Consider the following 17053-nt stretch of genomic DNA (forward strand, 5'->3'; position numbering starts at 1 on the left):
GCCTCGCGCAGCAAGCCCTGATTAAAGAAATTGCTGAAATGCCCCAGCGTCAGCGCACCGGTTTCGGTCACAAACGCGGTGTAAATCACCAGGCCCACTGGCCACAGCAAAAAGACCAGTAAGAACGCCAGCACGGCAGCGGCCAGCAACCACGCGCCCCAAGGGCGGTGGCGCTGCGCGGCCACCGGCACAAAAGAATCAGTCAGGACAGCAGACATGGCAGAACCTTTACCAGGTAAAACCTCAAAAAATACAACAAGCTCCCACCCTCAACCCACCCCGCTCCCGGCGGGAGAGGGAACATGGGCACAGTCGGATTCGCCACCACTGCCGACTGTCATCCCCTCCCCCCCTCGCGGAGCAGGTTTGAGCCAGGGCAAGTTGCTGGCCCGGCAGACTTATTTCACCAGCGCTGCAGCCTGCTCGGCCAGGGACCTGGCTTTCTCGTAGTTGGCCTTGGACTTGGTGCTCCACAAGTCTTCCAGGCCAGTCAACTGCTTGGCCACCTCGACATCTTTCTTGTTCTTGCGAAACAGTGCCAGAAACTCGGCATCTTTCACCATGTCGGCCGACACCATGGGCGAATAAGCAAAGCTGCGTGCCTGCTTCACCAGTTCGGCCGCCTGTGCATTGGGCTTGACCTTGAGGCGGCGCTCGGCCTCGTGGATGGCTTTGGTGGCGGCCTGCAGGTCTTTCAGGCGGAAGGTCACCATCTGGTCAAACAGGCTCACCACCACCTGATAGCGGTCGCCCGACAGGTTGGAGTCAAACTGCACTTTGGCACGCTTGGCAATCTCGATCGCATCCGGGTAGCCCGCTGGAACTTTGGCACCAAAGCTGCTATTGGGCAGAATCGGCAGACGGCTGATGGCCGGGTCAAACAGCAGTTCCTGCCCCTCTTTTGAGAGCGTAAATTTGATGAATTTCTTGGCCTCTTCGGTATTTTTCGCACCCGCGACCAGCGCAATGTTGGCCGGCACCACCGCCGTCACGTTGGGATAGTGAAACTCCACCGGGTAACCCGAAGCCTTGCCCGCCAAGCCAAAAAAGTCGATGACCAGGCCAATACCGTACTGGCCATTGTTGACGCCGTCGGGAACGGCAAAACTGCGGTCGGTCACCGCCGCGCAGTTGCCGGCAATCTGCAGCATCTGGCTCCAGCCCTTTTCCCATCCTTCGCCCTGCAAAATGGTCTCCACGGTCAGGTGCGTGGTACCCGAGCGCGAGGGCGAGGACATGGCCACGTGGTTGAAATACTCGGGTTTGACCAGATCGGCCCACTCCTTGGGCGTGGGCACCTTGTTGGCCGCCATGTAGCGGGTGTTCCACATCAGCCCGTAGCCGGCCAGCGCCTGGCCGTAATACTGGTTTTCCGGGTCGTTGAGCGGATAGTTGCCAATCTTGACCGGGGCTTGCGGGTTTTTTACCTCGGGTGCCGGCTGCAACAACTTGTCGCGCGCCAGCACCTCAAAGGCGTCAGGCGCCGAAGCCCACATCACATCCGGCCTTTGGCCGACTGCCAGTTCCTTGATGTAAGCAATGCCCGCGGTGGTGTTCTTGTTGAGAATTTCCAGCTTGATGCCAGGGTTGGCGGCTTCAAAGGCCTTCTTGTAAGCGGCAGTCAGCTCCTTGGGAAAGGATGTGACCACCGACACGGTGCCGGCATGGGCAGCGGCAAAGGCGGTCATCAAGGCCAGGGTCAGGCTGCGGGTGGCAAACGAAAAGGTCATGGTGGTCTCCGGTTGAGTGATTTGAATGCAAGCGAACTGTAAGGGCGATTGCCGGTTAAGGCCAATTGGCAATTCTGATGGAGAGCATCAGTGGCAGGGAGTGTCGGGTTTACCCGCAGCCAAGAGATGGATCTCAACGGTGACCACCAAAGACTCAACAGGGAAACTTCAATCTCGATTTAATACCTGTCATGTGTTACTGAATATGGGCTACAAGATATTTTCAGTCGCCACCACCGCAGCCGCCACCACATCCGCCACCATCTGTGCCACCGTCACCGCCCGAGGACTCGCTGCCGCCAAAACCATCGCCGTCACCCGGTGAGCCACTGCCGTCGCCGCCACCGAAACTGGTGCCACAGTAGGCGTCCGACCCACTTTGGCGATTGATGTCGCGGCAGTCGGGTACATACGAGAAGCCGCCAGGGATATGGAACTTTTTGTCCAGTGCAAACAGCAGTGGCAAGCGGCTGGGTTGGCGCGGGTTGATGCTTTCTTCCTTGCATGCCCAATACCAGGTGCGACGCAAGCCGTCGTTGCGCTTTGGGTCACGGCCCAGCACCTCGGCGGGCGTGTGGTGCAGCAACTTGCCAAACGCCGCCTCACACCACACCTGGTAGGCGTGCGTGTGAAGGATGAACTCATGCCAGGCCAGATCAACCACCTGTGAGGGCATGGCAACAAACTGACGGCCACTGCGCAGGTACGCGACAAAAAACTGGCGCAGGCCACGCAGCACCAGGTCAGCATCACCCGCACTGAGCTGCGGATACTGGGCTCTGAGCTTGCTGACCAAATGCGACGGAAACCGTGACTCACGAATGAACTGGCGACGTCGACTCAGCTCCCACGCGCGCAGCGCACCCCAGGCCAGTGTGCTGGCAATCAGCACCAGCCACAAGGTTGGCAGCGCAACCGACTGCGCGTAAGCCAACAACGGCAACATCCATACCAGCCACTTCAAAATTGCCAGAAGCTGGATGCGTCGTGCACCGGCCAAACGGATCGTGCCGAAGTGCTTCATTCCAACACCGCCGCGAAGCGCGCTTCCTCTTGCAGGCGCAACACCCGGCGCTGCACCTTGCCTGTGGTGGTCATGGGCAGTGCGTCCACAAATTCGATCTCTTTGGGGTATTCATACGGAGCCAGTTGGTCTTTGACGTGCGCTTGCAGTTGTGCCACCAGTTCAACATCAAACTGACCGCCAGCACCTATTGAATTTAACCTTGCAGTTACAAAATCAGGAGCGAGAACCACATAGGCCTTGACCACCGCGCCCCGCTCCCGGTCGGGTTTTGGCACCACAGCAGCGTTGGCCACCGCCGGGTGTTTGACCAGGCAGTTCTCGATCTCGCCTGGCCCAATGCGGTAGCCAGCGCACTTGAATACATCGTCGCTACGACCCTGGTACCACAGATAGCCCTGAGCATCGCAGCTGGCCAGGTCGCCCGTGCGACACCAGTCACCACTGAACTTGGCCTGCGTGGCGGCATCATTCTTCCAGTAGCCCAAAAAGAACACGGGATCTGGCTGAGCTTGCAGGTCAAGGCAGTTGACCGCCACTTCACCCACCACACCGGGTGCACACACCCCCCCGTCCTCATCGATCACGGCCACCCGATGACCGGGGTAGGCCATGCCCATGCTGCCGGGCCGGGGCGGCCACAATGCCGAGCAATTGCCGACGACGTAATTGATCTCGGTCTGGCCGAACATCTCGTTGACGGTAACCCCCAGTTGCTGCTGGCAGTAGTCAAACACGGCATCACCCACCGCCTCACCCGCACTCATGATGGCCTGCAACTGGAGCGCAAACCGGGCGCGCACCGGTGTCAGTGCGGCACCCGGGTAGGCCTTCATCATCGCCTTGAGTGCAGTGGGAAACAAGAAACTGTGGGTCACCGCACAGTCTCGCATCAGTTCCAGCGCGGTCTGTGGACTGAAGCGCTCGCTGCACGCCACGACCGGACGGCCAAAATACAGCGTTGGCAACAAGGCATCCATCAGCCCGCCGGTCCAGGCCCAGTCCGCCGGGCTCCAGAAAACCGCCGACGAATCCAGACTGATGTCCTGCAACTGCATCTGCTGTAACAACCGATGCCAGTAGGGCGCAGTGGCGGGCGTTGGTGACTCCCCGAAGGACAAGTCAAAACCGTTCTGGCTACAGACAAACCCGGTCAGGTTGCCCAACATCGCACGGTGTGGAATCAGCGCACCTTTGGGGTTGCCGGTGGTGCCACTGGTGTAGATGAGTACCGCTGCAGCTTCAGCGCGTGTGGCCACCGGTTCGAACTGTGCCGCTGCTGTTGCCAGAGCGTCAGCGTAGTCCAACCCCACTCCAGCACCTTCGATCGTCAGCAATTGGCGCAGCGACGGGCAATCGGGCTGCACGGATTGCAGCGCCGGCGCAGTTCGCGCGTCCGCAATGGCCAGCACGGCTGCACTGTCCTGCAGTCGAAACGCCAGCGCATCAGGGCCAAACAGCGTTGACAGGGGCATGGCCACCGCGCCCATTTGCAGCACGGCCATGTAGGCCACCGCGGTCTCAAAGCGTTGAGGCAACACGATGGCAACACGATCACCCGGCTCGACACCCAGATCACGCAGCACGACACTGAGCCGGTTGGCCTGCTCGGCCAGCTCGGCATAGGAATAAGAACAGGCTTGCGCGCTTTTCCCATAGACCTTGACAGCTATTCGGTGAAGGGCGTCCTGGCGCGTCGCCCAGCGCCGGCAACAGGCCTGGGCGACATTGAAAAACTCGGGGGATTGCCACTGAAAACGTTCGTGAACACACTGATAAGCGTCGGGGCGGGCAGGGGCGTCGATGGGTCGGACGGGCATGGCGTGCCTTTCGTGGAATGTGCCGAATGTACCAAGGAGCCAAGCGGATTCAAGCGATCGGCGTAACATCACCCCCATCGGCAGCAATACCCCAATTGCCGGTGCGGTTGAACCCAGATCAATGAATTCAGACACAATCTGACCCTGGAAATAAATGGCTGTTCACATACCATGAGAGCAAGTTATCAATGGCTGGTGATTGCTGCGACGGGTTTGGCGCTGTTTGCTACCCTGACCGTGACGACACGAAACGAACTTGGTGCACCGTCACCGTCGGCTGTGCCAGTCGCCCATGCCACACCCCCCGCAGTGGATGGCCCGTTCGCGGCGCTGCCAATGACTGTAGCACTGGAGCCGCGTCGGCTTGCTTTGGGCGAGCGACTGTTCCACGAGGGTCGACTGTCCGCGGATGGGATGGTGTCCTGTGCGCACTGCCACCAACTGGCCAATGGCGGAGCTGACCGTCTGCCACGTGCCCGCGGGGTTGAGGGCAAGGAGGGCAATATCAACACCCCCACCGTGTTCAACAGTGGTCTGAATTTTCGGCAGTTTTGGGATGGCCGCGCTGCAAGCCTGGAAGAGCAGGTGGATGGTCCGCTGCAAAACCCGACCGAAATGGCCAATACCTGGCCCAAAGCTCTTGCCACCTTGCAGGACGACGCCAGCTACCGCAGTGAATTTGCCGCAGCCTACCCGGATGGCATCACCGCAGCCAACGTCAGGGATGCCATTGCGACCTTTGAGCGCTCGCTGATCACCCCTAACGCGCGCTTTGATCAGTTCTTGCGAGGCAACCTGGGTGCGTTGAATGAGGCGGAACAGGCGGGCTACCGTCTGTTCAAGCAGATCGGCTGTACCAGCTGCCATCAGGGCGTCAACGTGGGCGGCAACATGTACCAGAAACTGGGCGTCATGGAGGACTACTTTGACGGCAGTGACCGGCATGATACCGGCCGCTTCAAATACACGCGCCGCGAAGACGACCGCTATTACCGCAAGGTGCCGTCGCTGCGCAATGTGGCGGTCACGGCGCCGTACTTGCACGATGCCTCGGCTGCCACCCTGGAAGACGCGGTTCGCATCATGGCGCGCTACCAGCTGGGCAAACATCTGGACAGCACCGAGGTCAACAACATCGTGGCTTTTCTGCGCACCCTGACCGGTGAATACCAGGGTAAACCATTGCAATGAGACTGCTTCGAGTATTGAAAACTCACCTGCTCGGCCACGCCGACTTTTACCGGGCCGGCGGCGTGCTGGCGGCCGCCCTGGTGTTGGTGGCACTGTTCCTGCTGACCCAGCCGGTCGACTTGCGCCGGCATAACGCCTTGCTCAACCAACTCAGCCAGTTGCAAAGCAGCGAAAGCCGACTCGGCGAGGCGGTTCTGCAGCTCAATTTCAATTTGGCCAACAACTACGACCTGGCCACCATGCTGATTGCACAGATGCGCACGGTGGCGCAAGAAATACGGGACGGCAATGCCGGCATCGACCTGCGCCAGGTCGACGAGTTTCAACAGCAATTGCGCCTGCTGGAGCAACGCCTGGGGCTCAAGCAGGACCTGCTGGAGCAGTTCAAGTCGCGCAATGCTGTCCTGAAGAACTCATTGCTCTATTTGCCCCTGGCGCGCGACGAACTGATACGCGAGTTGCCCAGTGGGTCACCGGCGCGAGCCCAACTCAATGAAATGGTGGAGCACCTGCTGCTGAACCGCCTGAACGGCGGTTTACTGGAGCGTGGTGACATTTCCCGCATGACCGCCGCGCTGCCGGTGGTGACCGGAGCATTGCCGGAAAGTGCCCAGTCCAAGCTTGACAGTCTGCTGCGCCACGTCAAACTGATTGACGACTATGGACGAAGCATGCCGGGGCTGGTGCGCCAACTCACCAGTCCGCCAGAAAATTCGGCACTGGCGGCAAGTTATGCGCGGTATTACGACCATCAGCAGCAGCGCGCGGCCCTGTATCGGTCTTTTTTGTTGCTGGCTACCCTGGTCTTGCTGGCCTATACCGTACGCACGTTCATGCGCATGCGGGTGCAGACGCAGCAGTTACAACTGGCTGCCAGTGTGTTCGCCTCGGCCTCGGAGGGCATCACCATCACCGACGACCGGGGCACGATCCTGAATGTGAATGCCGCGTTCACCCGTTTGACGGGTTACGACCGCGCCGAGGTACTGGGAAAAAATCCGCGTGTACTGAGCTCAGGGCGCCAAAGCGCCGAGTTTTATCAGCAGATGTGGGCCGCCTTGGCCAAGGATGGCAACTGGCAAGGCGAGATATGGAACCGCCGCAAGAACGGCGAGATTTATCCCGAATGGCTGTCCATATCGGCAGCCAGCACCAGAACCCAGGGTGGCCTGACGCGTACCCACTATGTGGCCACCTTCAGCGACATTTCACAACGCAAAAAGGACGAAGCCGAGATCTTTCAGCTGGCGTTTTATGACCCGCTGACGGCTCTGCCCAACCGGCGACTGTTGATTGACCGTCTGCGCCAGATCCTGAATTCACGCAGCCATGGTGCCGGTCAGGCGGCATTGCTGTTCATCGACGTCGACAACTTCAAGGTGCTCAACGACACCAAGGGCAACGAGGTCGGCGATCTGTTGTTGTCCGAGATCGGCCGGCGCCTGCTCAGCTGTGCCCGCGAGGGCGACACGGTGGCCCGATTGAGCAGCGACGAGTTCGTCGTGTTACTGCAGGGCCTGCGCGCTGAAGCCGAGCCAGAACAGGCGGCAGCGCAGGTCAAGGCGGCGGCCGAAAAGATTCGCAGATTGCTGGCGGCTCCGTATCGCTTGCGTGATTACGAGCACACCTGCTCGTGCAGCATCGGCATCAGTCTGTCGAATCCGACACTGGCCGCCGAGGAGATGTTGCAGCACGCCAACACGGCCATGTCCCAGGCCAAGGCGGCCGGTCGTGACACTTTGCGCTTTTTTGACCCGACCATGCAGAGTGCCCTCGAAGCACGTGCGGCATTGGAGTCCGACCTGCGCCAGGCAGTGTCGCTGCAGCAGTTTGCGATTTACTACCAGGTGCAGGTCGATCAGAACCGTCGCCCGACCGGCGCTGAAGCACTGGTGCGCTGGCAGCATCCGGTGCGCGGTTTGGTGTCTCCCGGGGAGTTCATTCCGCTGGCGGAGGAAACCGGTCTGATCATGCCATTGGGCCAATGGATCCTGCGAACCGCCTGCGCACAAATCAAGGCCTGGGAGAGCAAGTCACTGACCGACCACCTGGTTCTGGCGGTCAACATCAGTGCACGCCAACTCGGCGCTGACAATTTTGTCGAGCAGATCGAATCGGTGTTACATGACAGCGGCATCGAGCCGAGCCGTCTGAAACTGGAAATCACCGAAAGCATGCTGTTGACCGATGTCGAAAAAGTCATCGGCACCATGCGCCAGGTCAAGGCGCTGGGGGTGGGGTTTTCGCTCGACGACTTTGGCACCGGGTACTCGTCACTGCAGTACCTGAAGCGGCTGCCACTGGATCAGGTCAAGATTGACCAGTCTTTTGTGCACGATGTGTCAAGATTGCGCAGCGACCAGGCCATCGTCAGCACCATTGTGGCCATGGCACACAGTCTGGAGCTGAGCGTGATCGCCGAAGGGGTGGAAACCGAGGAGCAGCACGATACCTTGGCCAGCCGCGGTTGCACCCAGTTTCAAGGCTACCTTTTCAGCAAACCGGTGCCGATCGAGGTTTTTGAGACTTTGCTGGCGGCGTGAGAAAATCCGCCACTTTTCAAAAACCAGCATCACAACAGGATTTCGCATCATGGAAGCAGAACGTATCAACGCCATTGGCAACTTGCTCACCGACCTGAGCGCCCGCGCCCAGGATTTACGGGGGTATCTTTGACTTCGATGCCAAGTTTGAGCGCCTGAGAACCGTCAACGCAAGCCTGGAAGACCCCACGGTCTGGAATGACCCCAAACGCGCCCAGGAGTTGGGCAAAGAGAAAAAGCTGCTCGACGGAGTCGTGGTGACGCTGACTGATCTGGCGTCCGACCTTTCCGACAATCTGGAACTGTTCGAGATGAGCCAGGACGACGAAGCGGGCTTGGTCACGCTCGAAGAAGACGCCGCGCGACTGGAGGTCATTGTCAAAGACCTCGAATTCCGCCGCATGTTCAACAACCCGGCCGACCCGCTGAACTGCTTTCTCGACATTCAGGCCGGTGCCGGTGGCACCGAAGCCTGCGACTGGGCCAGCATGCTGCTGCGCCAGTACCTGCGCTATGCAGAGCGCAAGGGCTTCAAGACCGAACTCGAAGACGAGACGCCTGGCGACACCGCCGGCATCAAGGGTGCAAGTATCAAGATCGAGGGTGAATACGCGTTTGGCCTGCTGCGCACCGAAACCGGCGTGCACCGGCTGGTGCGCAAAAGCCCGTTTGACTCGTCAGGTGGGCGCCACACCAGCTTTGCCAGCGTGTTTGTCTATCCCGAGATTGACGACTCGATCGAGATCGACATCAACCCCTCGGATGTGCGGGTGGACACCTTTCGCGCCAGCGGCGCCGGCGGTCAGCACATCAACAAGACCGACTCGGCCGTGCGCCTGACGCACATTCCCACCGGCATCGTGGTGCAGTGCCAGGACGGACGCAGCCAGCATAGCAACCGCGATGTGGCCTGGAAGCGCTTGCGCAGCCGGCTGTATGACTTCGAGTTGCGCAAACAACAGGAAGCACAACAAAAGCTCGAAGACAGCAAGACCGACGTGGGCTGGGGCCACCAGATTCGCTCCTATGTGCTGGACAACAGCCGAATCAAGGACTTGCGCACCAACTACGAAACCTCGGCGACACAAAAGGTGCTCGATGGTGACCTCGACGCCTTCATCGAAACCTCGCTGAAGCAGGGGGTGTGATGTTGATTGATGCAAGTTCAGTAGCTGCTAGCGCAGATGAGATAAGGGCTGGAGCCGTTTCTGGCATTATTTTTGACATGGACGGCACGATCATCGATTCGATGCCCAGCCACGCGCAGAGCTGGGTGGCATTCGTGCAAAACCACGGGATCGACATCGACGTGCCCGACCTGATGCGCCGCACCACCGGACGCACCGGCGCCGAATGCATGCGCGAGCTGTTTGCGCGGGACATGAGCGACGAAGAAGCCTGGCAGCACATTGCCGAAAAGGAGCAGCTCTACCGTGAGCTGTTTGCACCCATCTTTACCGAGGTGGCGGGCTTCAAGGCGTTTGCCGCCCAGACGCGCGCGCGCGGGCTCAAGGTTGGCGTGGGCACGGCCGGTGACCGCCACAACATTGCCTTTGCGTTTGGCCACCTGAAGCTACCGACGCCGCCCGATGCCGTCGCTGGCGGCGACGAGGGGCTGGCCGGCAAACCCGAGCCAGCGATTTTCTTAGAAGTCGCCCGGCGCATGGCTGTGCCGCCCGAGCGCTGCATTGTGTTTGAAGACGCACCCTTTGGCATCGAAGCGGCGCGCCGTGCAGGCATGCGCGCGGTGGCGATTTGCACCAGCCACGATGCAGCACAGCTGGCCGGGCCGCATGTGCTGGCTGCGGCGCGCAATTACCATGAACTGATTGAATCAAAATTTCTGGAGAGACTCCATGTTGAACCTGCTTGACGCCAACGGCCCCGCCAATGTGGTGCGTCGCACCGACTACACACCGCCCGCCTTCTGGATCGACACGGTTGCGCTGACGTTTGACCTGGACCCAAGCAAAACGCGTGTGCTTAACAAGATGACGCTGCGCCGCAATCTTGAGGTGCCGGCACAAGCGCTCAGGCTCGACGGTGACGAGCTCAATCTGGCGCGGGTATTGGTCAACGGTGCGGGTTGCTCGTTCAAGATGGACGGCAAACAGTTGGTGCTGGATAACCTGCCGGCCGAGGGTAGTTTTGAGCTGGAGATCTTCACCACCTGCGCGCCGATCAAAAACACCGCCCTCTCGGGCCTGTATGTCAGCAATGACTCATTTTTTACCCAGTGCGAGGCGGAGGGGTTCCGGCGCATCACCTACTTTCTGGATCGCCCTGACGTGATGGCCAGTTACAGCGTGCTGCTGCGCGCCGACAAGGCACGTTTCCCGGTGTTGCTGTCCAATGGCAATCTGGTCGAACAAGGTGCGCTGGATGATGGTCGCCACTTTGCCAGATGGGTGGATCCGTTCAAGAAACCCAGCTACCTGTTTGCCCTAGTGGCCGGCAAGCTGGTGTGCCGCGAGCAGCGCATCACTGCGCGCAACGGCAAAGAGCACCTGTTGCAAATTTATGTGCGCGCCGGCGACATGGACAAGACCGAACACGCCATGCAGTCGCTCATCAAGTCGGTGATCTGGGACGAGGCGCGCTTTGGGCTGCCGCTGGACCTGGAGCGTTTCATGATCGTGGCCACCAGCGACTTCAACATGGGCGCCATGGAAAACAAGGGCCTGAACATCTTCAACACCAAGTATGTGCTGGCCAACCAGGCCACGGCCACCGATGTGGACTTTGCCAACATCGAGTCGGTGGTGGGCCACGAGTATTTTCATAACTGGACCGGCAACCGCATCACCTGTCGCGACTGGTTCCAGCTCAGCCTGAAGGAGGGCCTGACGGTATTTCGCGATCAGGAGTTCAGCATGGACCTGTGCGCTGATCCCTCTGCCCGGGCCGTTAAACGTATCGAAGACGTGCGGGTGCTTCGCACGGCACAATTCCCCGAGGACGCCGGCCCGATGGCCCACCCGGTACGCCCCGACAGCTACATCGAGATCAACAACTTCTACACCGTCACCATTTACGAAAAAGGTGCCGAGGTGGTGCGCATGATGCAGACCCTGGTCGGTCGTAGCGGCTTTGCCAAAGGCATGAGCCTGTACTTTGCACGCCACGATGGCCAGGCTGTGACCTGCGACGACTTTGTCCAGGCCATTGCCGATGCCAACCCGGACTCCGCCTTGGCACGCCAGTTGCCGCAGTTCAAGCGCTGGTATAGCCAGGCCGGCACGCCCCGGGTAACGCTGACCAGCCAATACGACGCCCATGCGCAAACCTGCACGCTCAACTTCACGCAAAGCTGCCCGGCCACGCCAGGGCAAGACAACAAATTGCCGTTTGTCATCCCGATCAGCCTCGGGTTGGTAGGCAGCGATGGTACGGTGTTGCCACTGCAGTTGCAGGACAGTCTGGCCAACGCGGCCGACAACCACCTGTTTGTGATGACGCAGGCCAGTGAGTCCATCACGCTGCACGGTTTGACACAGGAACCAGTGCCCTCGGTACTGCGGGGTTTTAGCGCCCCGGTGCTGCTTGAGGCCGAATTCACCGATCGCCAGTTGCTGACACTGCTGGCACACGACCCCGACCCATTCAACCGCTGGGAGGCCGGTCAGCGACTGCTGTTGCGCTGCGCTATCTCGTCGATAGCTGCGAGCGCTGGTTGTGCAAGCGCTAACGGCTTGAATGATGCCTATATTTCGGCCATGCGTGCGGTGCTGCGGCACCCCACGCTTGACGCTGCCTTCAAGGAGCTGGTGCTCACCCTGCCCTCGGAGACCTACATCGCTGAGCAGCTCGATAGCGTGGACCCACAACGCATCCACGACGTGCGCGAGGCACTGCGCGAACAACTGGCTCACGCCTTGGCACCGGATTGGCAGTGGGCCTATGAGACACACAAAGACAACGGCGGCTACACCCCGGACACGGTGTCGAGTGGCCGACGTGCACTGGCCGGACTGGCATTGCACTACCTGTGCCTGAGCGCGCGCCGCAGCGGCGATGTGGTCTGGCCGGGCAAAGCCTATCAGCGCGTGAAAGACGCCGACAACATGACCGACCGCTTCGCAGCGCTGTCAGCACTGGTGCACAGTGGACATGAGCTGGCCAGGCCGGCGCTGGCACACTTTCACCAGCGTTTCAAGGGCGAGGAGTTGGTGCTCGACAAGTGGTTTGCGCTTCAGGCCGGTACGTGTGACCGGGGCGGGCAAGTGCTGCCGGCAGTGCGCGCGCTGATGAAACACGCGGACTTCAACCTGAAGAACCCCAACCGGGCGCGCAGCCTGATCTTCAGTTATTGCAGCGCCAACCCGGGTGGCTTTCACCGTGCAGATGCCGCCGGGTATGTTTATTGGAGTGAACAGGTGTTGGAACTCGACGCTCTGAACCCACAAGTGGCGGCAAGGCTTGCACGGGCACTGGACCGCTGGAAGAAGCTCACCGAGCCTTACCAAAGTGCCGCCCGCGAAGCGCTCAGCCGCGTCGCCGCCAAAGCTGACCTGAGCAACGATGTGCGCGAGGTCGTCAGCCGCGCACTGGCCGATTGATCCACATCCGGAGTTCACTCATGAAAAAAACCTATCTCACACGGTACCTGGTGGAGCAGGAGCGTGACCACGGCCATGTGCCGCCAGGCCTGCGTTTGCTGCTTGAAGTGGTGGCACGTGCCTGTAAACGTATTAGCCTGGCCGTCAACAAAGGCCCGCTGGGCGATGTGATGGGCAGCGCAGACAGTGCCAATGTGCAAGGAGAGATCCAGAAAAAGCTCGACATCATCGCCAACGAGGTGTTGATCGAAGCCAATGAATGGGGTGGCCATCTGGCGGCCATGGCCAGCGAGGAAATGGAAGGCATCCACGTGGTGCCCAACCGCTACCCGCAGGGTGAATACCTGCTGCTGTTTGACCCGCTGGACGGCTCGAGCAACATCGATGTCAACGTGAGCATTGGCACGATTTTCAGCGTGCTGGTCAAGCCCGAGGGCGCAGGCGTGTCCGAGCAGGACTTTCTGCAAGCCGGCGTCAAGCAAGTGGCAGCGGGTTACTGCGTGTTTGGCCCACAGACCACGCTGGTGATGACCGTTGGAGATGGTGTGGCGGCTTTTACCCTGGACCGCGAGCAGGGCTCGTTTGTGCTGACCCAGGAGCATCTGCGCATCCCCGAAGACACCAAGGAGTTTGCCGTCAACATGAGCAACCAGCGCCATTGGGCTGCGCCCGTGCAGCGATATATTGGCGAGTGCCTACAGGGTCGCGACGGCCCGCGCGGCAAGGATTTCAACATGCGCTGGGTCGGCAGCATGGTGGCCGATGTGCACCGCATCCTGACACGCGGCGGCATATTCATGTACCCCTGGGACCAGCGCGAGCCGGAAAAACCAGGCAAGCTGCGCCTGATGTACGAGGCCAACCCGATGAGCTGGCTGATCGAGCAGGCCGGTGGTCTGGCCACCGACGGCAAGCGTCGAATCATGGAAATCGAACCCAGCCACCTGCATGCGCGCGTGAGTGTCTTCTTGGGCTCCAGGAACGAGGTCGAACGGGTGACGGGTTACCACCGCGCCGAGTCCGCTGCGCCCGGGCAGGCTGCAGCATGATGGGTTGGCTATAATCGTCGGCAATGAGGCCGGTGTAGCTCAGTCGGTAGAGCAGCTCATTCGTAATGAGAAGGTCGGGTGTTCGATTCATCTCTCCGGCACCAAGTAAACAGTGAAAAATCCGCTATCTAAACCGTAGCGGATTTTTTTTGGGCTAGCACCGGGCTAGCATCATGCGCGGCTCGCATCAATTTCCACCCTTGTCGAGGCCATAGGTCTTAATGGATCACACGCACGTCGGCACCCACATCGCATCCATGCGTGCGCTTGTGGGCTTTGAGATGCCCCTTAGACTAGGTTGCGCCTTGGCATGGCAATGTAGGTCAGCGTGCCGATTTTGGTGGTCACTGCACACCCCCCCAGCCTCACCATCTGCAAGCGGGGGGCGTACCCGGGTTATGGGTGAGCCCCACAGTCCGCGCAATTGGACGCTGATCAACCAGCACAAAGATGTGCCGGTCGGTTCACGGCTCCGGGTCAGAGTCCAGCCAGCCCTCATCATGCGCCGGGTCGTTGACCGCCATCGGGTACGCGCTCGGGTGCCGCAGGATCAGCGCAATGACCGCCTCCAGCCTCTTTGCCGACCCACGTGGCAGCGAGTCGATGTGGGCCTGCAACTGTTCGTCGCTGAGGTTGTCCAAGCGCACCGCCAGCAGCACGCTTTCCAGCGCCGCAATGCGAGCTTCAAGGTTTCGCATCGCGTTGCTCCAAAATGGCAACCCGCTCCTGGAGCTTGTCAAACTCGGCCACTTTCGCCAACCCACCAATCGCGGCGATCAGTTGACTGCCCTGCCCAGCACCAAGCGTCCCAGCGGCCACCGCAGCCAAGATAGCCTCACCTTTGGTGGTCAGCGAGCCATTGGGCAGGTTCAGGGCTTGGGTCGGCTCCATCGACTTCAATGGTGGAACGCACCGCTCCAGCAGCAATCGGGATGCCCCCACATCGCCAGCCATCGCCTGCGCCAGCAACTTATTCAGCAGCTCGGGCATTTGGGCCGAAATTGAGGCGCGGATACGGCCAATCTCGCCAGTGCCAGGGATGCGGCCGCGCGGGTTGCCGCTTTCGCCCTTTTGCCAGCGACCGGGCTTTTTTGGCGCGGATGTTGTTGTGACCATACTGCATTTTCCTTGCTTAAACAGGTGTCAGAACGTTACTTGCCTTCTTTCATTGACGGCAGCTTGATTCGGTGACGGCGACACAGCTCGCTGATCACCGGTCCTACAAGTTCTCTCGAAGCGTCTGCTTGCTCCGGCTGGCTGCAGATGACGTTGCAATGGTGCGCAAAGCTAGCCACAAGAGCCTTGGTGCTTGCCGCTGTCGGATCCATTGCGGCTCTGTTCTTGGCCTCATCTTGCCGATTCCGGTAAACACGCTGACGCTGCGCTTGAGTCATTGCACCACCGGCCTTTGGCGGGCGTCCAAGCCGCTTCTCAGAGCTATTCATGCAGGTGTTCTGTTACCGTCACAGTGACGTTAATTGTATTGTGTCACCGTCACGATAAATGCGCCATTGCTGTGTGAAATCAATCAAGGTAGCTTGGTGCTGGACAAACTGCCCAAGGGCCGGATGACTGGACGAGTGGCATCGGCATCCCTCGCTGGATACCTGGGCGCAGGCATTCATCGGTGCGCGTCCAGTTGACTTTTACAATTTGCCGACTTTGAGCACTTCCAAGCGTCGCCATGAGTGTTCACCATGAGGGTTCCAAGTGGGAGTCATCGACCCATTGCGGACTCGACCAATGAGACACAACCTATGAGCCTATCCTTTGCCGACCAGAATGCACCAAGACGAGAGCCGTCGGTTTGGCTTGGGCTTGTTCTGTATTTGGGCTATTTGACGGTTTTCTTCATCACCTGGAGCGTCAACGGCGTTGACTACATGAGGATCGGCGAGAGCGCGCAAACAACCAGGTTGTGGTATGCCTACCCAACTTTGCTTGGGTGCGCTTTTCTGGTGGTGGCGATCAGCTTTATGGGGTGGTGGCGCTTGGTGCTGTTTGACAAGTCAAAGTCTGGTCCGGCCTGGATCTGGATTTTTCCTGTGGTGATGGCCGCCATCATTGCGAACAACTTTTTAGGTATGCCCTCGGGCAAGCTGACGTTTGAACTGCTCCTGTGGTCGTCGCTGGGCGCTGTCGGAGTAGGCATGGGTGAAGAGATGATCACCCGTGGCAGCATGGTGGTGGGTTTGCGAAGCCGTTTTACCGAAGGCAAGGTCTGGCTCTTCAGTACTTTGTTGTTTTCAGCGATGCACATTCCCAATGTGTTCTTCGGCTTGCCCATGGCCAATATGCCGATTCAGGTGATCTTGACCTTCATCATGGGCAGCGGTCTTTATGTCGTTCGGCGCATGTCCGGTACTTTGATTTTGCCCATCATCCTGCATGGTCTGTGGGACAGTTCGTTGTTCCTGACGGTCGCCACCGGTGGGACGCCCTCCTCCATTCAGTTTGCCATCTATCCGCTGGCCATTGCCTGCGCCCTGGTGGTGGTGCTGAAGAACTGGAATGCCCGGGTATCGTAAGCAGTTTCCCAAGACTGGCTTGCCATGGTGAGTGGTCTATTGATTGCAACCGTGAGGATGTACCGCTTGGGGTGGCCGCTAAGTTGTCGAATGGCAGCACTCTGGTTGGGTAGATTTCCTCGGCCATTTGGGTCGAAATTTGACTGGTGATTGGGACTTAAATCGACCCCTATGCTGACGTAGAGACAGCCCAAATTGAAGCCCGATAGCCGACATCCGTGTGCCTGCGTCCCCGCGTTACCAATGTCAGCTGTCGAGATTGCCCATCCGCTAAGTGGTCGTCGCGTGATGGCCAGCAGCTGACGATCACGAACGGCAGCTAGCTCGATGTTTGAATTTTCTTTGAGATTGCTCGAAACCAGACAGGCGCTAGCGACTCAAAGTACCCGTCGACATACTTCAATACTCAGTAAACCGCCCCGATTGGAGACCTTTCGGCCATTTGTTGATAAATCGCTTTGACAAGTGATCAAGATTGATTTCGGTTGTGTCCCAAGACGTGGTGTAAGTTCTTAGCCCGGACAAGCTGAGATACACGGTACTCAGCGTGCCACTGCGGACAGCCGAGTCGGAGGAGTATCGCAGAGGGTTTGCAGACCTTCAAGCTGC

The 17053-nt window shown here is 59.5% G+C and carries 12 protein-coding genes, 1 tRNA gene and 1 pseudogene; 8 read left to right on the forward strand and 6 right to left on the reverse strand.

The genetic code is table 11. The features are described from left to right. The 4 genes and pseudogenes from KBF66_RS15265 to KBF66_RS15280 form a co-directional block, all read right to left on the reverse strand. Nucleotides 1-218 (reverse strand): annotated as a pseudogene (locus KBF66_RS15265) (hypothetical protein); the annotation flags it as partial. 180 nt (nt 219-398) lie between these two features. After that, nucleotides 399-1730 carry an extracellular solute-binding protein gene (locus KBF66_RS15270; protein ID WP_296658941.1) on the reverse strand — a complete coding sequence of 444 codons (1332 nt, stop codon included), beginning with the start codon at nt 1728-1730 and terminating at the stop codon, nt 399-401. 223 nt (nt 1731-1953) lie between these two features. Beyond that, a complete protein-coding gene (locus KBF66_RS15275; RefSeq protein WP_296658944.1) occupies nt 1954-2754 on the reverse strand; it encodes a hypothetical protein in 801 nt (266 codons plus the stop codon). Then, nucleotides 2751-4574, reverse strand: coding sequence for an AMP-binding protein (locus tag KBF66_RS15280; protein WP_296658948.1), 1824 nt, complete (start codon nt 4572-4574; stop codon nt 2751-2753). Before KBF66_RS15280 ends, KBF66_RS15275 begins: the two co-directional genes overlap by 4 nt. Nucleotides 4575-4745: 171 nt before the next feature. Between KBF66_RS15280 and KBF66_RS15285 the strand changes: the two genes are divergently transcribed. The 7 genes from KBF66_RS15285 (at nt 4746) to KBF66_RS15315 (ending at nt 14020) form a co-directional block, all read left to right on the forward strand. Further along, complete coding sequence (locus KBF66_RS15285) at nt 4746-5765, forward strand: cytochrome-c peroxidase (protein ID WP_296658951.1); 1020 nt, start codon at nt 4746-4748, stop codon at nt 5763-5765. Continuing rightward, nucleotides 5762-8308 carry an EAL domain-containing protein gene (locus KBF66_RS15290; protein WP_296658954.1) on the forward strand — a complete coding sequence of 849 codons (2547 nt, stop codon included), beginning with the start codon at nt 5762-5764 and terminating at the stop codon, nt 8306-8308. Before KBF66_RS15285 ends, KBF66_RS15290 begins: the two co-directional genes overlap by 4 nt. A gap of 49 nt (nt 8309-8357) precedes the next feature. Continuing rightward, nucleotides 8358-9456 (forward strand): peptide chain release factor 2 gene (gene prfB / locus KBF66_RS15295; RefSeq protein WP_296658957.1). Its coding sequence is split into 2 segments (ribosomal slippage): nt 8358-8438 and nt 8440-9456, totalling 1098 coding nucleotides; the frame shifts between segments, so codons are not numbered across the junction. After that, nucleotides 9456-10181 carry an HAD family phosphatase gene (locus KBF66_RS15300; RefSeq protein WP_296658960.1) on the forward strand — a complete coding sequence of 242 codons (726 nt, stop codon included), beginning with the start codon at nt 9456-9458 and terminating at the stop codon, nt 10179-10181. The genes prfB and KBF66_RS15300 overlap by 1 nt, the downstream gene beginning before the upstream one ends. Beyond that, the gene (pepN, locus tag KBF66_RS15305) at nt 10165-12867 is read left to right on the forward strand and encodes an aminopeptidase N (RefSeq protein WP_296658964.1); all 2703 of its coding nucleotides are present in this window, start codon (nt 10165-10167) and stop codon (nt 12865-12867) included. Before KBF66_RS15300 ends, pepN begins: the two co-directional genes overlap by 17 nt. A gap of 20 nt (nt 12868-12887) precedes the next feature. Beyond that, nucleotides 12888-13916 (forward strand): class 1 fructose-bisphosphatase, encoded by a 1029-nt coding sequence (locus tag KBF66_RS15310; protein ID WP_296658966.1) that lies wholly within the window; start codon nt 12888-12890, stop codon nt 13914-13916. Between the two features lie 28 nt (nt 13917-13944). Further along, nucleotides 13945-14020: transfer RNA gene (locus KBF66_RS15315), tRNA-Thr, on the forward strand. Nucleotides 14021-14380: 360 nt separating this feature from the next. On the opposite strand, the gene KBF66_RS15320 is transcribed toward KBF66_RS15315, so the two are convergent. After that, nucleotides 14381-14614, reverse strand: a complete 234-nt coding sequence (locus KBF66_RS15320) for a hypothetical protein (RefSeq protein WP_296658969.1) — start codon at nt 14612-14614, stop codon at nt 14381-14383. After that, complete coding sequence (locus tag KBF66_RS15325) at nt 14601-15032, reverse strand: DUF5681 domain-containing protein (protein ID WP_296658972.1); 432 nt, start codon at nt 15030-15032, stop codon at nt 14601-14603. Before KBF66_RS15325 ends, KBF66_RS15320 begins: the two co-directional genes overlap by 14 nt. 641 nt (nt 15033-15673) lie before the next feature. Here KBF66_RS15325 and KBF66_RS15330 point away from each other — a divergent pair. Beyond that, on the forward strand, nt 15674-16444 hold the full coding sequence (locus KBF66_RS15330; RefSeq protein ID WP_296658976.1) for a CPBP family intramembrane glutamic endopeptidase: 771 nt from the start codon (nt 15674-15676) through the stop codon (nt 16442-16444). The last annotated feature ends 609 nt before the right edge of the window (nt 16445-17053 follow it).

Source organism: Rhodoferax sp. (assembly GCF_018063565.1).
Classification (GTDB): Bacteria; Pseudomonadota; Gammaproteobacteria; order Burkholderiales; family Burkholderiaceae_C; genus Rhodoferax.